This is a genomic window from Pseudoalteromonas sp. OOF1S-7, from assembly GCF_022347765.1.
Lineage (GTDB): Bacteria > Pseudomonadota > Gammaproteobacteria > Enterobacterales > Alteromonadaceae > Pseudoalteromonas.
In genome coordinates, this window is record NZ_JAKRFZ010000008.1 from 164,851 (window position 1) to 180,964 (window position 16,114).

The following is a 16,114-nucleotide window of genomic DNA, read 5'->3' on the forward strand; positions in this document are numbered from 1 at the left end:
TTATTAACAAGAATTTTAACAATGAAAGGTCAGCAAAAGCTGCTATTCGGTTGGGCGTGCATTCTACAATGAAATGAAATAATTTTGCAATGAAAAATGGTTTAATTTTTTTATTTTGGCGAATTACTGCATTGCTTTGTCTACTAATCAGGTAAATTTACATGAATGTACCTTTTTAGTTAAAAATGGCAGTAATTAAAATGATTATTTCAAAATTAGAAATAAATGGCGTGACCCGTTTTGCTCTTGCGGTGAAGTTTATGTTAGCGTGATGCTTTGCATTGGACCCGAATTAGGGTGAAAAAGTCGTTAGGTCAGGAAGGGAATATGGATTTTAAAAGCACTCTGTGTGCACTGCTGGTCGTGGCGGTGTGGGGGATTAACTTTTCAGTGATCAAACTGGGCCTTGCCGAGTTACCGCCTATTTTATTCTCTGGCTTACGCTTTTTAATTGTGGCACTGCCCGCCATATTTTTTATTCCCTTTCCCAAGACGCCGGTGTGGCATGTACTGGGTGTTGGCTTGTTTCTAGGTGTGATTAAGTTTGGCCTGCTGTTTGTGGCAATGGAAAAAGATGCCTCAGCGGGCATTGCATCGTTATTACTGCAGGCTCAGGTGGTGTTTACGATTGTGCTCAGTGCACTGGTGTTGAAAGAACAGGCAAGTCGTTTTCAGGTTACCGGTGCGGCCATTGCGTGCAGTGGGTTTGGTATGTTCTTTTTGAGCGAGACGGGCAGTGTCACTTTGTATGGCGTGGCGTTGATCCTGTGTGCGGCTTTGAGTTGGGCCGTGTCTAATCTCATTATGAAGCAGCTGAAGCAAGTTAACTTACTGCATTTTATGGTCTGGGTCAGCGCTGTCGCACCGCTGCCTTTGTTCGTTTTGTCTTATAATCTTGAAAGTAATGCACCGGTTGTACTTATCCAAAATACCAGTGCGCAAACCTGGCTAGCGTTACTCTATGTAGGGCCTGTTTCTACCTTGCTGGCGTTTGCTTTGTGGGGCTGGTTACTTGGCAAACATCGCGCTGCGGCAGTGACGCCGTTCGCTTTGTTGATCCCTTTGGTGGGTATGATAGGGGCCAGCGTGATCCTGGATGAACAGATAAGCCTGTTCGAGCTGGTTGGCGGTGCCGTGATCCTCAGTGGCCTGACATTTTCGGTTCTGGGCGAGCGGTTGTGTTTGTTTTTCTCTGCCAGAACTGGGTTAAAGCGAAAAGCCAGCTGATAATGAGACCTGGGCAAAGGTGGGGGTAAATTGAGCAATTTGCCGCGCCAATTCAAATATTATGACAAGGTGTGCGAATTTTGTTCGCCTTGTTGCAATCAGCGCTAGACAATTGGTCTAAGTCCCTTGAGTATCCCTGCCCAATGTGAAAAAATTCGACACAATTAAAATCCAGTTAATACCAATTTGCTTAATTAAGTGTTCTATTTTTGAGGCGAGAAAATATGGTCGATAACAAGGCAAAGGTTTTGCTATTTAGTTGTTCTAAATGAGAAATCTTTAACACAGTTAGCGTCATATTTGCTTCTTCAAATTGAACAGGTATTAAGTGAAATTGGTATAACTCACATACGAGGAACACACTATGCGCATTATTTTGCTAGGCGCGCCGGGTGCAGGTAAAGGCACTCAAGCTCAATTTCTAATGGAAAAGTACGGTATTCCACAAATTTCAACGGGTGATATGTTACGCGCTGCGATCAGCGAAGGTACGCCACTGGGTCTGGAAGCCAAAAAAGTGATGGATGCAGGACAGCTTGTATCTGATGACATCATCATTGGTCTGGTAAAAGAGCGCGTTGCAAAAGAAGACTGTGCGAATGGTTTCCTGTTAGACGGTTTCCCGCGTACTATTCCTCAGGCAGATGCAATGAAAGAAAACGGCATTGCGGTTGATCACGTTATCGAGTTCGACGTTGCTGACGAAATCATCGTTGAGCGTATGAGCGGCCGTCGCGTACACCCGGCTTCTGGCCGTGTTTATCACGTTGTGTACAACCCGCCTAAAGTAGAAGGCAAAGACGACCAGACCGGTGAAGACTTGATCATTCGTGCCGATGATACCGAAGAGACAGTACGTAAGCGTCTGGGTATCTATCACGACCAGACTAAGCCACTGGTAAGCTACTACCAGTCGGAAGCAGATGCAGGCAACACTCAGTACCACAAACTGGATGGTACTCAGGCTGTTGAAGCAGTAAGCCAGCAACTGGCTGAGCTGCTGGGCTAATTTACAGCTCACATAAATTGAAAAAGCCAGCGTAGATGCTGGCTTTTTTGTGTTTGAGCATACCAATTTGCTTAATTAAGAGCTCTATTTTGAGGCGAGAAAATAGGGTCGATAACGAGGCAAAAATTTTGCTATTTAGTTGCTCTAAATGAAAAATTTTTAACACAGTTAGCGTTCTATTTGCTCCTTCAAATTGAGCATGTATTAAGTGAAATTGGTATTATTAGGCTTTTGCGACAATAATTGCTCTAAGCGGAGCGGGGTAACCCTCAATTGTCTTACTGGGATCGTTCGGATCCAGGAAGTCGGCCAGAGATTCGGTCTGCATCCACTCGGTGCGTCTTTGTTCATCCAAAGAAGTGATGTCTTTATCCACCACCTTGATGTCTTTAAAGCCCACGCGTTGTAGCCACAGCGCTAGCGCATCGCAACTGGGAATAAACCAGACGTTACGCATTTTGGCATAGCGATCTGTTGGCACAAGAACGGTGTTTACATCACCTTCAATGACCAGAGTTTCGAGCACGAGCTCACCGCCCGGGCGCAACTGAGCTTTTAGCTGAGCCAGGAAGTCGATGGGGGAGCGACGATGATACAGAACCCCCATAGAGAAAACCGTATCAAAGGCTTTCAAATCGGGAAGTTGTTCTACCCCCAAAGGAAGCAGATGGACATTAGGGTCCGGATTAAAGTGTTTAATGGCCTGGAACTGGCTCAAAAATAAGTCTGAGGGGTCGATCCCCACGACAAATTCAGCCCCTGCGCCACGCATGCGCCACAGGTGATAGCCAGAGCCACAGCCGATATCCAGTACACTGCGGCCATGTAAATCGCTGATATACGGCAACAAACGATCCCATTTCCAGTCACTGCGCCATTCGGTGTCAATGTCGATACCATGAATATGGAACGGGCCTTTGCGCCAGGGCATCATGCGTTTGAACAGATGTGTCAGTTGCTTCTGATGCCCCTCAGAGAGCGGCGCCTGACGGGTAAAGGACACTGTGTTCTCAATATCGACCTGATCAGCAGGTAAATCAGGGAGGTTTTTAAGTACCTTCTCCCATTGTGACCAGTCGCCGTGCTGGGCTTCTTTTTGCCAGTGAGACAGTTGTGCCGGCAGCGTTTCCAGCCAATGGCTAAGAGGGCTTTTCGCAATAGCGGCATAAAAATCGGTAAACCAGGAATTCATAGTCGTTCTCTTATTTAATCGCTACCAGGGAGCAGAAGTTAAAGCACTGATACCACACCTGAGTGTGGGCAAATCCGATCTGTTCCAGGCGGGTTTTGTGGGTGCTGAGGCTGTCGGTACGCATTACGTTTTCAATGGCGGTGCGCTTTTGGCTGATCTCCAGTTCCGAATAGCCATTGTGTCGCTTGAAATCGTGGTGCAGGTCAATCAACAAATTATCTTTGATGTCGTTTTCACCTTTGATCTTCTCCGAAAGCAGTAATACGCCGCCGGGCTTCAGCCCCTGATAAATTTTTTCAAGCACAGTGGCTCTTTTTGCCTGAGGGATAAACTGCAACGTAAAGTTCATGGCAACCACACTGGCGTTGCTGATCTCTAATTCGTTAATATCACCCAGCTGTACATCTACCGGGACGTCTGATTTGAAGCCTTTCAGGTGTATCTGACATCGCTCAACCATAGGCTGGGAGTTGTCTACGGCAATAATGCGGCAATTTTCTTTATCGATATTGCGGCGCATACTCAGGGTGACTGCGCCCAGTGAGCAACCTAAATCGTAAAGGTTTGAATTGCTCTGAGCGTACTGTCCTGCCAGTTTACCCATGGTACTAACGATGGTGGCATAACCCGGCACTGAGCGCTGGATCATGTCCGGAAATACTTCTACAACGTTTGCGTCGAAGGTGAAGTCTCTGACTTCTTGCTCTGTGGCATATATACTGTCTTTGCCCGTCACACTGCTAGTCCAAATTGTCTTACAAAAAAATAATCATGCTATTTTAGCATTTTATACTAGATAGTCAGTGATAAATTGAGTAGCTTGGCTAGTATTAACAATAAGAAGTAAGTTAGAGAACCAACATGGCGAAAAATAAAGTGATCAGCACAGAAGATATCCTATCCACATTATGTCACTCAGTGACTGAGGTTTTATCCTCGGCCAGTGGCAACCAGATTGCCTACTCGGCCATGGTACAGAAGATCACCCGTACCTGTATGCGTCCAGATATTGGTTGTTTTGTCCTGTTTGATGGGGGCTTTACCGGTCTGGTTGTCACCAACTTTACCGCGCAGGCTGCAATGGAGGTTTATCAGGATTATATGCGTTCCATGGGCATGCCGGAAAACGAAATTGCGCAAAGCCACCTGTCGGATGACGTATCCAACGTGATGGGTGAACTGATGAACCAGATTGTCGGCGACTTTACCAGCAAAGTGCGTGAGCAGCTTCATACCTCAATCACGCAGAACCAGCCCAAAATGATGGCCATTAATAAACAGGTGCAGATCTCGGTGGATACCACAATGGACAGACCGCAGGCGCGCCGCGTGACCTTTACCACTCAGGGCCAAAATATTTTCTATCTGGAGCTGGCCATGGACAAGACCGAGTTCATTAAGCTGCACGATTACGACATCACTGAAGCCGTTGATCCGGACGACATTATTGCCAGCCAGAGAACCAAAAAAGCGGAGGCGGCTAAGAAAACTGAAGCATCAGCAGAAGATGTTGCAGACGACGACTTTATGGCCGATCTCGGGTTATAAGACTGACGTCCTTCTTTTGTACCGTATAGCCCGCTGACGAAGGGCTATACGGGGACATATCCTACAGGGTTAGTTTTTCAGGCGTGCTGAGGGATATATGACACCAACAATGTGTGTGCTTTTTCAAACTCGAACTGCGTAATTAGAGTAGTAAGCTCATCCAATACTGCGCCTGGCAATGGTGCGCCAGCTTGCAGTGAAGCAACCAGCTCAGTGGCACTGGCATCATAATCTTGCAATGCCTTCGCCAGTGTTATCAAAACATCGTCAGATTGCTGTGATGGGGAATCTGAGTTCCTACTTGTAAGGCCTGTCTTTGCTCCTGATTGCATCGTGTTGGCATCAAGGTAGTGGCCAATGTGTGCATGACTTTGCCTGATATAGTCCAGCAACCCATCGATCTGTTTTGTATCTATACAGTCATCTTTAAGTTGAGATTCCAGTGCGGTACACTGGTCGGTTAGATATGTCATAGACAAATTGGCACTGGCACCTTTCAGAGCATGCAGTATGTGTTCTGCCAGCTCCGTGTTACCTATCGTGATAGCTTGCTTCAGGTTGATCAATTCTTCAATCTGCTGTTTTACAAACTGCTCAAGCAATGAAAAGTACATCTCTTTGTTGCCAGCTGCCCGGTTGATACCTGCGTCAATATCAATGCCTTCAAAGCTAAAATTCTCAACATCTGCACTGGATTCGGCTGTTTCCTGGCGTTCAGCTGGTACAGACGCCGGGCGAGCATCATCTGATTGCTGCTGAGTATGGGCCAAAATGGTTTCAACCATACTCTCTACATCGATGGGTTTGGCAATGTGGCCAACCATGCCAGCACTGAGACAAGCTTGTATATCAGCCTGCATGGCGTTGGCAGTCATGGCCAGGATCGGGGGCTGGGCAATGTCGGCTAGTTTACGGATCGCACGTGTCGCTTTAAGTCCATCCATAACGGGCATTTGCATGTCCATTAACACGGTATCAAATGCGCAGGTTTGCACTGCTTCAAGCGCCTCCTGGCCATTATTTGCAACCGCAACCGTCGCACCATGGAAAGACAAAATTTCAACGGCAATTTCCTGGTTAACGGGTTGGTCTTCGGCCACCAATATAGTCAGCCCGGACAGCCTATTATCCTTGGTCGGGTTGGTGGTAGTGAGTTGCTGTGGCTGTGGTGCCAGACAAGCCTGTAAGCAGTCAAACACACTTGAAGGGTTGATAGGCTTTAATAAAACGCTTGAGATGATGTGCTTTTGGTCATCTTTGAGCCCCAATTCGCGGCCATATGCCGTAACTAGCGCAAACTGGCTGGCAGGCGAGTGGGCGTGAAGATCCATGATAGTGTCTATGCCATCTTTTTGAGGCATGTGCCAGTCAACAAAAGCAATATCAAAGTGAGGCTGCTGATTACAGACATATTCGATACAGGCATCGCCGGATGAAAACAATTTAGAGGCGATGCCAAATTTTTTCAGCATAGCGGCCATGACTTCTCGGGCCAACGCATTGTCATCCACGATCAGAGCCATTTTGTCTTTAAAATGATCAGTCGGCTGACTGACGAGGCGGGTAGTCGTGGCAAAGGGCAGAGGCAGAGTGAAATAGAAAGTTGATCCTTTACCCAACTCACTCTCAACAAAAATTTCGCCCCCCATAAGCTTCACCAGGTGCTGTGAAATGGTCAAGCCCAGTCCAGTGCCGCCATACTTACGCGTAATAGAGGTATCGGCCTGAGAAAAGGACTGGAACAGCCGGGTTTGCTGTTCACTGCTTAACCCTATGCCAGTATCTATTACACTAAAGAGTAGTCGGGCACCTTGCTCGTCTTCACTCTGGTAGCTGATATTGATTGTCACATGGCCTTGTTCTGTGAATTTAACGGCGTTACCAGCCAGGTTGATGAGAACCTGACTGATGCGCAGAGGATCGCCAATATAGTCATTGGTGACATCCGGATGGATATCGAAGATCAGCTCTAATTGTTTTTCTTCTGCCCTGAGCCCAACTATGGTCGCGACATTGTCCAGCACCTTATCAAGCCGAAAGTGGGTGGACTCAATTTCAACTTTACCTGCCTCGATTTTCGAGAAATCCAGGATATCATTCAGCAGCTTGAGTAGCTGCTTGGCGGCGTTATCTATTTTTTCAACATAGTTGCGCTGTTTGGCAGTGAGTTGTGTATTGAGTGCCAGATGAGCCATACCGATAATAGCGTTCATCGGTGAGCGTATTTCATGGCTCATGTTAGCGAGAAATTCACTTTTTACTTTGGCATTTTTATCGGCAAGCTCTTTGGCTGCAAGCATGTTGCGTTCTAGCTCATTGCGCTCTGTCATGTCTAAAAAGGTCCCAACAACACCGCCGACCTCTTTAAATCCGTCAAAGAATGGCGCCTCATGCACTATCAGCTCTCTGGATTCCTGAAGGCCATTTTTCAGAGTGAGTTCGAACTGATGTTGCGCCTGACGTTCTATTGTATAGTTAGACTTTTGCTCCAGGTAGTTTGTCGTGTATACATCGAATACATCCTGAATGCGCATACCGGTCACTTCGGCTTCAAACAAATCCAAAAAGTCTAAAAAAGCGCGATTAACGCCTAAAAAGGTGCCCCGGGTGTCCCGGTAATAAGTGGGGTTAGGAATGGCGTTTAATATATGCAGCGTCATCTCCAGGTGCTGAGAAAGCGCGCTTTCCGCTGCAAGCTGCTGTTGGGCGTTTTCACACAACTGGATCTGGATAGCGAGATCTTCACATAATTGTTGGATACTTGTTTGCTGCTCACTGTCGAAGCGATCCACACTGGCAATATACAGTGCGCCTTTGAGCTGGTTATTAACTATCAGTGGATACAAGGCCGCGCTTTTGATCGAAATGGCCACGGCGCCGGCTTTTAACTCAAAGGTAGAACCTCTGGACACCAAGCATTGGCGCGTCAGGGTACGGCGCAATTGCGTGTACTGAATACTCAAACTGTCCAGACAGGGCGGGCAGCCAATGGTCTGTATTGGGGTCAGCGCATCATCATCTGTGTTGCAAATAGCCACACTGGGAGCAGCATAATAGGTAGCGAAAAACTCCAGAGCAAAGCGGCGCAACTCATCAGGGTCGCGACTGTGTCGGATCCCTTGATTAAACATTTCCCGTAATTTGGCGATTTCGACCCGATTGTGAAGTTTGTCATAGATTTGGCCAACCACATTTGCCAGTCCGCTGAGTTCTGCGCCCAACTGCTCGGGCAGCTGCAACTGGGTGTTGCCGGTTTGATTGGCATCATGCAGCGCCTGATACAGGCGTTTCAATGGCTCGAAGAGCCGAAAATTACACCACCAGGCAGCCAGTAGTGTGGCTAAGCTGAGTAGTCCAATCGCTCCCAGAATGAGTTTGCTCAATTGTAAAAATTGCTGGTCCTTTGCTGCAAATAACTGGCGGCCTTGCACAGAGAGTATCGCCTCAAGTTGGGCGAGCTCGGTGGTAATTTGTTGTAGGGCACCGTGATAACTTGCCAGATCAAAACGCGATGTCACGGGAATAGCCGACTGCGGTTGTGTCAGCTCAACGTAGGTTTGTACGAAAAGCTGACTGAGCTCACCATGGATTGCTGCCAGCTGAGTTGCTGATGACTCAACAGGCAGTGTGGCGATGACATGGAGCAATTCAGCAGGCTCTTTACCAGGTTCAGTGTTTTGCTCGGGTATACTCACGGTCAGTTCCGATGCGCTGAACCCCGCCAGCTTTTCTAGCTGGCCCGGTTGAGGATCGTTCAGGTACAAAGCGAGGTGCATTGCATGGCTCTGTGCACGTTCTTTTATGCTCGCAGAGAGTGTGGTCAGGGTTTTTAGGTTGTCTAATTTCTTGTTTATGGATTCAAGATTAGTAAAACTGAGATAAAGTAATAACGCTGCAATAAATAAAACCGACAGTATCACTGCAAACACGACATTCACTCTAAATTTTACACCCATATACACGCCACACTGTTGAGTTTACTAACATAGTAACCATAGTCGCGTGCGGTCATTTCTCAAGCTATGCTTACTGAAAGTACGCAAAGTGATATAGAGGAGAAAGGAATGGCAGACATTTTGGTGGTTGATGATGTTGCTGAAAATCTGCATATGCTGCAATTGATCCTGCGTCAGCAAGGACATACAGTACTTGCCGCGATTAATGCTGAGATTGCGTTGAACATTATCCAGCGTAAACCGCCCGAACTTGTGATCACAGATATAAAAATGCCCGGTACTTCAGGCATTGAGCTGTGTAAGTTGTTGAAGGCTGATAAACACACCAGTCATATTCCGGTTATTTTTGTCAGCGCTCATAGCGACACCGACTGGATTGTTGAAGCATTGCATGCCGGTGGCAATGACTATATTACTAAGCCTTTCATTCCAGCCGAGATACTCGCCAGAGTGGATACTCAGATCAAACTATTGGATGCACAAAAAAGCGCGGTAAAACAACAGCTCTCTCAGGTAATGAACGAAATGGTCATTGGCGTTGCTCACGAAATTAATACCCCGCTGGGTACCGCCATCACGGCAGTCAGTCATTGTGCAGATACGGTGAATAAGCTGGCAAATACTTTGAAAGCGGGCAGGGCGGACGCCGCAATGTTCACAGACAAACTAAAAGAATGTGATATCAGCCTTGAACTAAGTCAGAGGAACCTGACCCGGGTGGCCAAGTTCGTATCTATGGTGAAGCAAATTGCCCGAGTTGAGTGTCCGGTGTCGCCAACCCGGGTGAGCCTGCTTGAATTTGCCGAAAAAGTACAATGTGCCTGGGCGGATAAACCACTTGAGTTGAATATCGTGGTGTATCAGGACCTTGTGGCCTTGTTTGATGGAGGGTTGCTGGCATCCGTGATAGACACGCTGATCACTAACTCGTTGTCTCATGGCCGACAGCAAGGAACCTTACAAGTCACGATCAACCTTCATATAGAAGAGGGAAAACTCATTGTCAGTTATCTGGATAATGGGCTAGGGCTGGACGGAATTTCACAAGAGGACATGCTGAAGCCATTTGTCACGACAAAAAGAGGCAATACCGGGCATGTCGGACTCAGTGCATCGGTGGCGGCAAATTTAATTGTGAGTGCATTGAAGGGCAGCTACTGCGTACAGAATCATCAGGAGGGTCTTCAATGGCAGATTTCAGTACCCGTAGAGGCCGTTTGATCTGGGTCAAGCCATGGGATAATTGATAGTGTGGGCGGACATAAGTCCTTATCTGAAGCGGTGGATTTCTCTAAGCTCGCGAGCAAGATTTTATCTTAATTCAAAAAGTTAATTTTCAATGTTCGAGTTGCAGTTAATTTCTTGAATTTAAGTCACGTTAATATATCGGTGGAACCATTATGCAACAGCTACCTACAGTTGACTATCAAGCGCCTGACGCGGCGAAACAATTTGTTGAATCTCTGCGCTCAACGGGCTTTGGTGTACTAAAAAACCACCCAATTCCTCAGGAACTGGTCGAGTCTATCTATAAAAACTGGCAAGCATTCTTTAACTCAGAAGAAAAGCATGCGTTTTTATTTAATAAAGAAACACAAGACGGCTACTTTCCGCCCGATGTCTCTGAAGTTGCAAAAGGCTTCACCGTTAAAGATATTAAAGAGTACTTCCACGTCTATCCACAAGGTCGCGTGCCCGCGCAGCTTGATGCAGAAATTCGTGAATACTATCGTCTTGCCAACGAGTTTGCAGCGCAGTTGTTAAGCTGGGTGCAGGCTGAAGCGCCGGAAGATGTGCGAGCCAAGTTCTCTATTGATCTGAAAGATATGATCAAAGACTCTGAGCAGACGCTACTGCGTATTTTGCACTACCCACCAATGACGGGTGACGAGGAACCGGGTGCTATCCGTGCGGCAGCACATGGCGACATCAACCTGTTAACAGTCCTGCCAGCGGCAAATGAACCAGGCTTGCAAGTACAAAGACAAGACGGCAGCTGGCTAGATGTGCCTTGTGATTTCGGTAATCTGATCATTAACATTGGTGATATGCTACAAGAAGCCTCTGGCGGCTATTTCCCGTCAACCATCCATCGTGTAATTAATCCAACCGGTAAAGCCAGTGATAAATCGCGTATTTCACTGCCTCTGTTCCTGCACCCTCGCCCGGATGTGGTTTTGTCTGAGCGTTATACCGCTGATAGCTACCTGCAAGAGCGCCTGAGAGAGCTGGGTGTAAAATAACCATCGCTTTCTTATTGCGCTGGCGCATTACCAGTTAGCAGGGGTCATTGGCTGCTGATTGGCATCAAGTCAGCGAAAGAGCAACAAAAACGGCGCAAAAGCGCCGTTTTTGTTGATAAAAGAGGCTTACTTTGCGTTTTTGTCAATTTGTTTAATTAAGCGCTCCACTTTTAGGCAATAAAATCGTGTTGGTCACACCGCTCACTGTCATGCCACCGCTGAGACACCTCATATATGTAGGCGGTGCGAAGTTTGTGAACTTATAGCTAAGATATAGGCACTAAATGAGAAATTTTTAACGCTGTGAGTGACTTATTCGTGCTGTCTAATTGCAGCAATATGACGTGACAAGGGTTGATGTTTGGTGTCTGAATAGACAGAAGTCTGTGACAGAAAAAGGACAATATTCAGTTCCTTGCAAAAATTTTTCTGACAATTAAGCAAAAGTATGCAATATTAAAATTTTTCACACTGCGAAAAAATAATAAAAAACTTAATGACAACGCTGTCATTTGTTGTGTAACATCAAATCAACATGACTGAATACCGGTTGCCTTTGAATGAGGAGGCACCAATCACAACTTTTAGGGGTCGCTACATGATGGCTAAACAGGTTGAACATGACCAGTTATATATAGGTATTGATGGTGGAGGAACGAAATGTCGTGCCACCATATACTCTGCAATACATGGCATACTAGGCACTGGTCTTGGCGGTCCAGCGAACCCGCTACACGGATTTGAAAGAACCTTAGAGTCTATCATGGTTTCGACTCAGCTAGCATTGCAGGATGCTGGACTCAGAGTAGAGCAGGTGCACGAACTCAATGCCGGCTTAGGCCTCGCAGGCGTAAACTTACCGAGTTTATATGACAAAATTATGCGCTGGGATCACCCATTTAAACAGATGTTTCTGACTACTGACTTGCATACGGCATGCATTGGTGCACATGAAGGGGAAGACGGCGCAGTGATCATCACCGGAACTGGTTCCTGTGGGTTTGTCTTGGTAGATGGTAAAAGTGCCAATTATGGCGGCCATGGTTTTGCTCAGGGCGACATTGGCAGTGGTTCATGGATGGGCCTGGAAGCGGTGAAAGCGGTATTGTTAGACTTAGATGGTCTTGGGCCAAATACGGCGTTGTCACAGATTTTTCTGCAGCACTTTAACACCAAAACGGCGATGGGCATTGCCGAGCAAATGGCGGGACAGCCTTCGAGCAGCTATGCCAAGCTGGCGCGTTATGTGCTGGATGCAGCAAAAGCCGATGATGCACTTGCACTGGAGATTGTTCAAACTGGTGCCGATTACATTAGTCGGCTTGCACGTAAACTACTTGAGAATAAACCGCCCAGATTATCCATGATTGGCGGCTTGTCTGAGCCGTTAAACCAATGGTTAGATCCACAGGTGGCAAAGCACGTCGAGCTGCCAAAACAGCCACCTGAAATGGGTGCTATCTACTTTGCAATGCAGAGTATTCAACGTCAATCAGAGCATTTGGTGTAATACATGATCAGATATATAGCCCGCCGTTTGTTTGACGGCACACAGTTTAACAACGAAGTAGAGTTTGTTGTTGATAATGGCCAGCTTCGCTTTGAATCACATCCGTCAGGTAGTGACGTAACGCGACTTGAAGGCATTACGGCGCCTGGGTTTATTGACGTCCAGGTAAATGGCGGTGGCGGTGGCTTTTTGAATGCAGAGCCGTCTTTATCCTGTTTGACGACTATTGTCACAGCCCATGCAAAATTTGGCTCAACCGCCCTGATGCCAACCCTGATCACGGATCAGATAACCATTATGGAGCAGGCGGCAGACGCGGTTGCCGAGGCGATTGCGGGCAACGAGCCCGGTGTAGCGGGGATCCATTTTGAAGGCCCGCACCTGTCTCATCCTAAGAAAGGCACACACAGCGAGCAGTTTATTCGCCCGATCTCAGAGCGCGAGTTTGCAATTTATGCCCGTCAAGATCTGGGCATCAAAATGGTGACGCTGGCACCGGAAACCGTACCACTGAACGACATCAAGCGCCTGGTCGAGCTGGGTGTGAAAGTATCCATTGGTCACTCAAATGCTGACTTTGAAACCACCATGGCCGCACTGGAAGTGGGGGCCGATGGCTTTACTCATCTGTTTAATGCCATGTCGGCGTATACCTCCCGTGAGCCGGGTGTGGTGGGCGCTGCACTGTGGGACGATAACGCCTGGTGCGGTTTGATTGTCGATGGTCACCATGTTCACCCGGCGTCGGCCAGACTGGCAATTCGCAGCAAACAGCGTGGCAAAATCATGCTGGTAACCGATGCCATGCCGCCGGTCGGCACCGATGATCAGGAGTTCGACTTCTTTGATGGTCGTAAGGTGATCCGCACCGGTGACAGGCTGAACTCAACCACAGGCGAGCTGGCGGGTAGTGTGCTGGATATGGCCAGCGCGGTACGTAACAGCGTCAATACGCTGGATGTGACCTTATCAGAAGCATTGCGTATGGCCTCCTTATACCCGGCACAGTATTTAGGTTTGGCGAAGAAAGGGCGTCTGATAGATGGCGCGGATGCCGACTTTATTGTGCTCGATGACAGTCTTCATGTGTTGCAGACCTTTATTAACGGGCAACGCGTATAATTTCCCTGGGTAAAAAACCCCGCTGCAGTTTAGCGGGGATTTTTTGTTTATGTAGGTAGTATATGGCAAATAATAAGAAAAGACTGGCATCACTTGATGCTTTGCGCGGCATGGATATGTTCTGGATCCTCGGTGGCCAGTCCATATTTGCGGCGTTATTTATATTGACCGGCTGGCAGGGCTGGAAGATATTCGAAGCACAGACGCTGCACAGTGCCTGGCATGGTTTTACCTTTTATGACTTGATTTTCCCCTTATTCATTTTTTTATCTGGTGTTGCAATGGGGCTCAGGCCCAAGCGCATAGATCATTTGCCCATGGCAGAGCGCAAGCCTATTTACATAAAAGCGCTTAAGCGCCTGGGTCTGTTGTGCCTGTTTGGAGTTTTATACAATCATGGTTGGGGCACAGGTATACCGGCCGACCTGGGTGAGATCCGCTACGCCAGTGTGTTAGGGCGTATTGCCATCGCCTGGTTCTTTTGCGCCATGCTGGTATGGCATTGTAGCCTGAAGACAACGGCACTCACCGGTGTTGGGATTTTGCTGGCGTACTGGGTCTTACTTTGCTTTATTCCTGTGCCCGGCGGCAGTGCGGGTGAGCTTACGCCGGCGGGCAGCTGGAACGCCTGGGCAGATCAGGCATTGTTACCCGGTATTACCTATCAAAACCGCCCGGTTGATCCGGAAGGGATTTTGTCGAGCTTTCCGGCCATAGTTAACGCCATTGCAGGCGTGTTTGCCGGTCAGTTGATTGCTCAGGCGGATAAGCTTGGTCAGTGGCAGGTTGCAGGACGCTTGTTTTTTGCCGGTATCATTAGTCTGGCGCTAGGCTGGTTATGGGACCTGCAGTTCCCGGTAAATAAAGAGTTGTGGACCAGCTCCTTTGTACTGGTGACAGTCGGCTGGAGTGCTATTTTCCTTGCCATTTTCTTTGTGCTGGTCGATATACTCAATGGTCAGAAACTGGCTTATCCATTTGTGATCATCGGTGCCAATTCCATTATCATTTATCTGGCATCGAGCCTGGTCGACTGGGCTTTTATAAGTCGCAGTGTGTTTGGTGGCATCATCAATGCGGCACCTGAGCACTGGCAGGCACTGGCCAGTGTGTGTGCTTTGCTGGCGGTTCAGCTGCTGGTATTACACTGGATGTACAAACGTAAGATTATTGTGAGTGTATAGCAAAGTGATACTTGGTGCCTTTGCTTTTTGAGACTTTGAAAATGGCCTGTTCAACAGGCCATTTTTATTTGGCTATAAAAAAAGTACATTTTTTTATCACTTTTACTTTACAAGCACGTTTTTTTCTCTAATAATGACAGCGTTGTCATAATGGTAATAACCTAAACAGTGTATCCCAGTTAGGTTTTGATCTGACCTTGTTTTGATTGCACGCAGAGCAAGGTTCAGATCCCATTTTTCTGTTTGTTCACAATCTTGAGCCTTACATTATGCAAATAGTCATTCTAAAAAGCGCAGCAGAAGTTGCGGCATATGGTGCCGATATTTTCACTCAGCAGTTAGCACGTAACGCAGGCTCTGTACTAGGACTGGCGACAGGATCAACGCCAGTTGCTTTGTATCAGGAACTAATAAACCGTAACCAGGCAGGCACCATCAGTTTCAGCAAAGCCAAAACGTTTAACCTGGACGAATACCTGGGTCTGAATGGCGAACACCCACAAAGTTATCGTTATTTTATGAACGAGCAGCTGTTCAACCACATCGATATCAACAAAGACAATACCCATGTTCCGCCGGGTGATGCTAAAAACCCAATTGAAGCTTGCAAAGAATATGAAGCGCAGATAGTTGCTGCCGGTGGCATCGATGTTCAGCTACTGGGTATTGGTCGTAATGGTCATATTGGCTTTAATGAGCCATCATCAGGTCTGACATCCCGTACTCGGGTTAAAACCCTGACCAAAGCCACCATCGACGATAATGCACGCTTTTTTGCGGCCGATGAATACCAGCCTCACTTGTCAATCACCATGGGGATCGGCACGATTCTGGATGCCCGAAAAGTGGTTTTACTCGCAACCGGTGAAAATAAAGCCGATGCTGTACACGCCATGATTGAAGGACCGCTGACCGCCGCTTGTCCTGCATCTGCACTGCAAATGCACCGCCACGCTGTGATTGTGCTCGATGAAGGCGCAGCCAGCAAGCTGAAAGACATTGAATTCTACAAGCACATTGAAGCTGAGAACCAAAAGCTTCAGGAATATCTTGCCTCTCTGTAGTGTGATTTCACACTGTAGTTCAAGCCCGTAAGGGCTTTTTTTTTGCCGCAAAGCTATTG

Annotated in this window: 12 protein-coding genes; 9 read left to right on the top strand and 3 right to left on the bottom strand. The window is 47.4% G+C overall.

The genetic code is table 11. The features are described 5' to 3' along the window. Window positions 1–327: 327 nt before the first annotated feature. Window positions 328–1,227, top strand: coding sequence for an EamA family transporter (locus MHN33_RS13410; RefSeq protein WP_239398469.1), 900 nt, complete (start codon window positions 328–330; stop codon window positions 1,225–1,227). Between the two features lie 364 nt (window positions 1,228–1,591). After that, on the top strand, window positions 1,592–2,236 hold the full coding sequence (gene adk, locus MHN33_RS13415) for an adenylate kinase (RefSeq protein WP_010385354.1): 645 nt from the start codon (window positions 1,592–1,594) through the stop codon (window positions 2,234–2,236). Between the two features lie 223 nt (window positions 2,237–2,459). Here the strand turns inward: adk and cmoB are convergent, their stop codons facing one another. Together cmoB and cmoA are read right to left on the bottom strand one after the other, a co-directional pair. Further along, window positions 2,460–3,428: a tRNA 5-methoxyuridine(34)/uridine 5-oxyacetic acid(34) synthase CmoB gene (gene cmoB / locus MHN33_RS13420; RefSeq protein ID WP_239398470.1), complete on the bottom strand. Its 969-nt coding sequence runs from the start codon at window positions 3,426–3,428 to the stop codon at window positions 2,460–2,462. 10 nt (window positions 3,429–3,438) lie between these two features. Further along, the gene (cmoA, locus tag MHN33_RS13425; RefSeq protein ID WP_239398471.1) at window positions 3,439–4,164 is read right to left on the bottom strand and encodes a carboxy-S-adenosyl-L-methionine synthase CmoA; all 726 of its coding nucleotides are present in this window, start codon (window positions 4,162–4,164) and stop codon (window positions 3,439–3,441) included. A 125-nt stretch (window positions 4,165–4,289) separates the two neighbouring features. Between cmoA and MHN33_RS13430 the strand changes: the two genes are divergently transcribed. Next, window positions 4,290–4,976, top strand: a complete 687-nt coding sequence (locus MHN33_RS13430) for a DUF3334 family protein (protein WP_239398472.1) — start codon at window positions 4,290–4,292, stop codon at window positions 4,974–4,976. 77 nt (window positions 4,977–5,053) lie between these two features. Here the strand turns inward: MHN33_RS13430 and MHN33_RS13435 are convergent, their stop codons facing one another. Then, complete coding sequence (locus MHN33_RS13435) at window positions 5,054–8,932, bottom strand: PAS domain-containing hybrid sensor histidine kinase/response regulator (protein ID WP_239398473.1); 3,879 nt, start codon at window positions 8,930–8,932, stop codon at window positions 5,054–5,056. A 108-nt stretch (window positions 8,933–9,040) separates the two neighbouring features. Between MHN33_RS13435 and MHN33_RS13440 the strand changes: the two genes are divergently transcribed. From MHN33_RS13440 to nagB, 6 genes are all read left to right on the top strand, one after another. Then, window positions 9,041–10,153, top strand: coding sequence for a response regulator (locus MHN33_RS13440; protein WP_239398474.1), 1,113 nt, complete (start codon window positions 9,041–9,043; stop codon window positions 10,151–10,153). Window positions 10,154–10,332: 179 nt separating this feature from the next. Next, a complete protein-coding gene (locus MHN33_RS13445) occupies window positions 10,333–11,175 on the top strand; it encodes a 2OG-Fe(II) oxygenase family protein (protein ID WP_239398475.1) in 843 nt (280 codons plus the stop codon). A gap of 598 nt (window positions 11,176–11,773) precedes the next feature. Next, entirely contained in the window at window positions 11,774–12,685 is a 912-nt protein-coding gene (locus MHN33_RS13450) for a BadF/BadG/BcrA/BcrD ATPase family protein (RefSeq protein ID WP_239398476.1), read from the top strand. 3 nt (window positions 12,686–12,688) lie between these two features. Continuing rightward, window positions 12,689–13,807 carry an N-acetylglucosamine-6-phosphate deacetylase gene (nagA, locus tag MHN33_RS13455; RefSeq protein ID WP_239398477.1) on the top strand — a complete coding sequence of 373 codons (1,119 nt, stop codon included), beginning with the start codon at window positions 12,689–12,691 and terminating at the stop codon, window positions 13,805–13,807. Window positions 13,808–13,869: 62 nt separating this feature from the next. Next, the gene (locus MHN33_RS13460) at window positions 13,870–14,991 is read left to right on the top strand and encodes a DUF5009 domain-containing protein (RefSeq protein ID WP_239398478.1); all 1,122 of its coding nucleotides are present in this window, start codon (window positions 13,870–13,872) and stop codon (window positions 14,989–14,991) included. A 269-nt stretch (window positions 14,992–15,260) separates the two neighbouring features. Then, a complete protein-coding gene (gene nagB, locus MHN33_RS13465; protein WP_239398479.1) occupies window positions 15,261–16,055 on the top strand; it encodes a glucosamine-6-phosphate deaminase in 795 nt (264 codons plus the stop codon). Window positions 16,056–16,114 lie beyond the last annotated feature (59 nt).

Excerpts from the sequence above, each read along its gene's own strand:
- MHN33_RS13440 (WP_239398474.1), top strand. The coding sequence starts at position 9,041 with ATGGCAGACATTTTGGTGGTTGATGATGTTGCTGAAAATCTGCATATG.
- MHN33_RS13435 (WP_239398473.1), bottom strand. The coding sequence starts at position 8,932 with ATGGGTGTAAAATTTAGAGTGAATGTCGTGTTTGCAGTGATACTGTCG.
- MHN33_RS13445 (WP_239398475.1), top strand. The coding sequence starts at position 10,333 with ATGCAACAGCTACCTACAGTTGACTATCAAGCGCCTGACGCGGCGAAA.
- nagB (WP_239398479.1), top strand. The coding sequence starts at position 15,261 with ATGCAAATAGTCATTCTAAAAAGCGCAGCAGAAGTTGCGGCATATGGT.
- cmoB (WP_239398470.1), bottom strand. The coding sequence starts at position 3,428 with ATGAATTCCTGGTTTACCGATTTTTATGCCGCTATTGCGAAAAGCCCT.
- MHN33_RS13450 (WP_239398476.1), top strand. The coding sequence starts at position 11,774 with ATGATGGCTAAACAGGTTGAACATGACCAGTTATATATAGGTATTGAT.
- MHN33_RS13430 (WP_239398472.1), top strand. The coding sequence starts at position 4,290 with ATGGCGAAAAATAAAGTGATCAGCACAGAAGATATCCTATCCACATTA.
- MHN33_RS13410 (WP_239398469.1), top strand. The coding sequence starts at position 328 with ATGGATTTTAAAAGCACTCTGTGTGCACTGCTGGTCGTGGCGGTGTGG.
- adk (WP_010385354.1), top strand. The coding sequence starts at position 1,592 with ATGCGCATTATTTTGCTAGGCGCGCCGGGTGCAGGTAAAGGCACTCAA.
- MHN33_RS13460 (WP_239398478.1), top strand. The coding sequence starts at position 13,870 with ATGGCAAATAATAAGAAAAGACTGGCATCACTTGATGCTTTGCGCGGC.
- nagA (WP_239398477.1), top strand. The coding sequence starts at position 12,689 with ATGATCAGATATATAGCCCGCCGTTTGTTTGACGGCACACAGTTTAAC.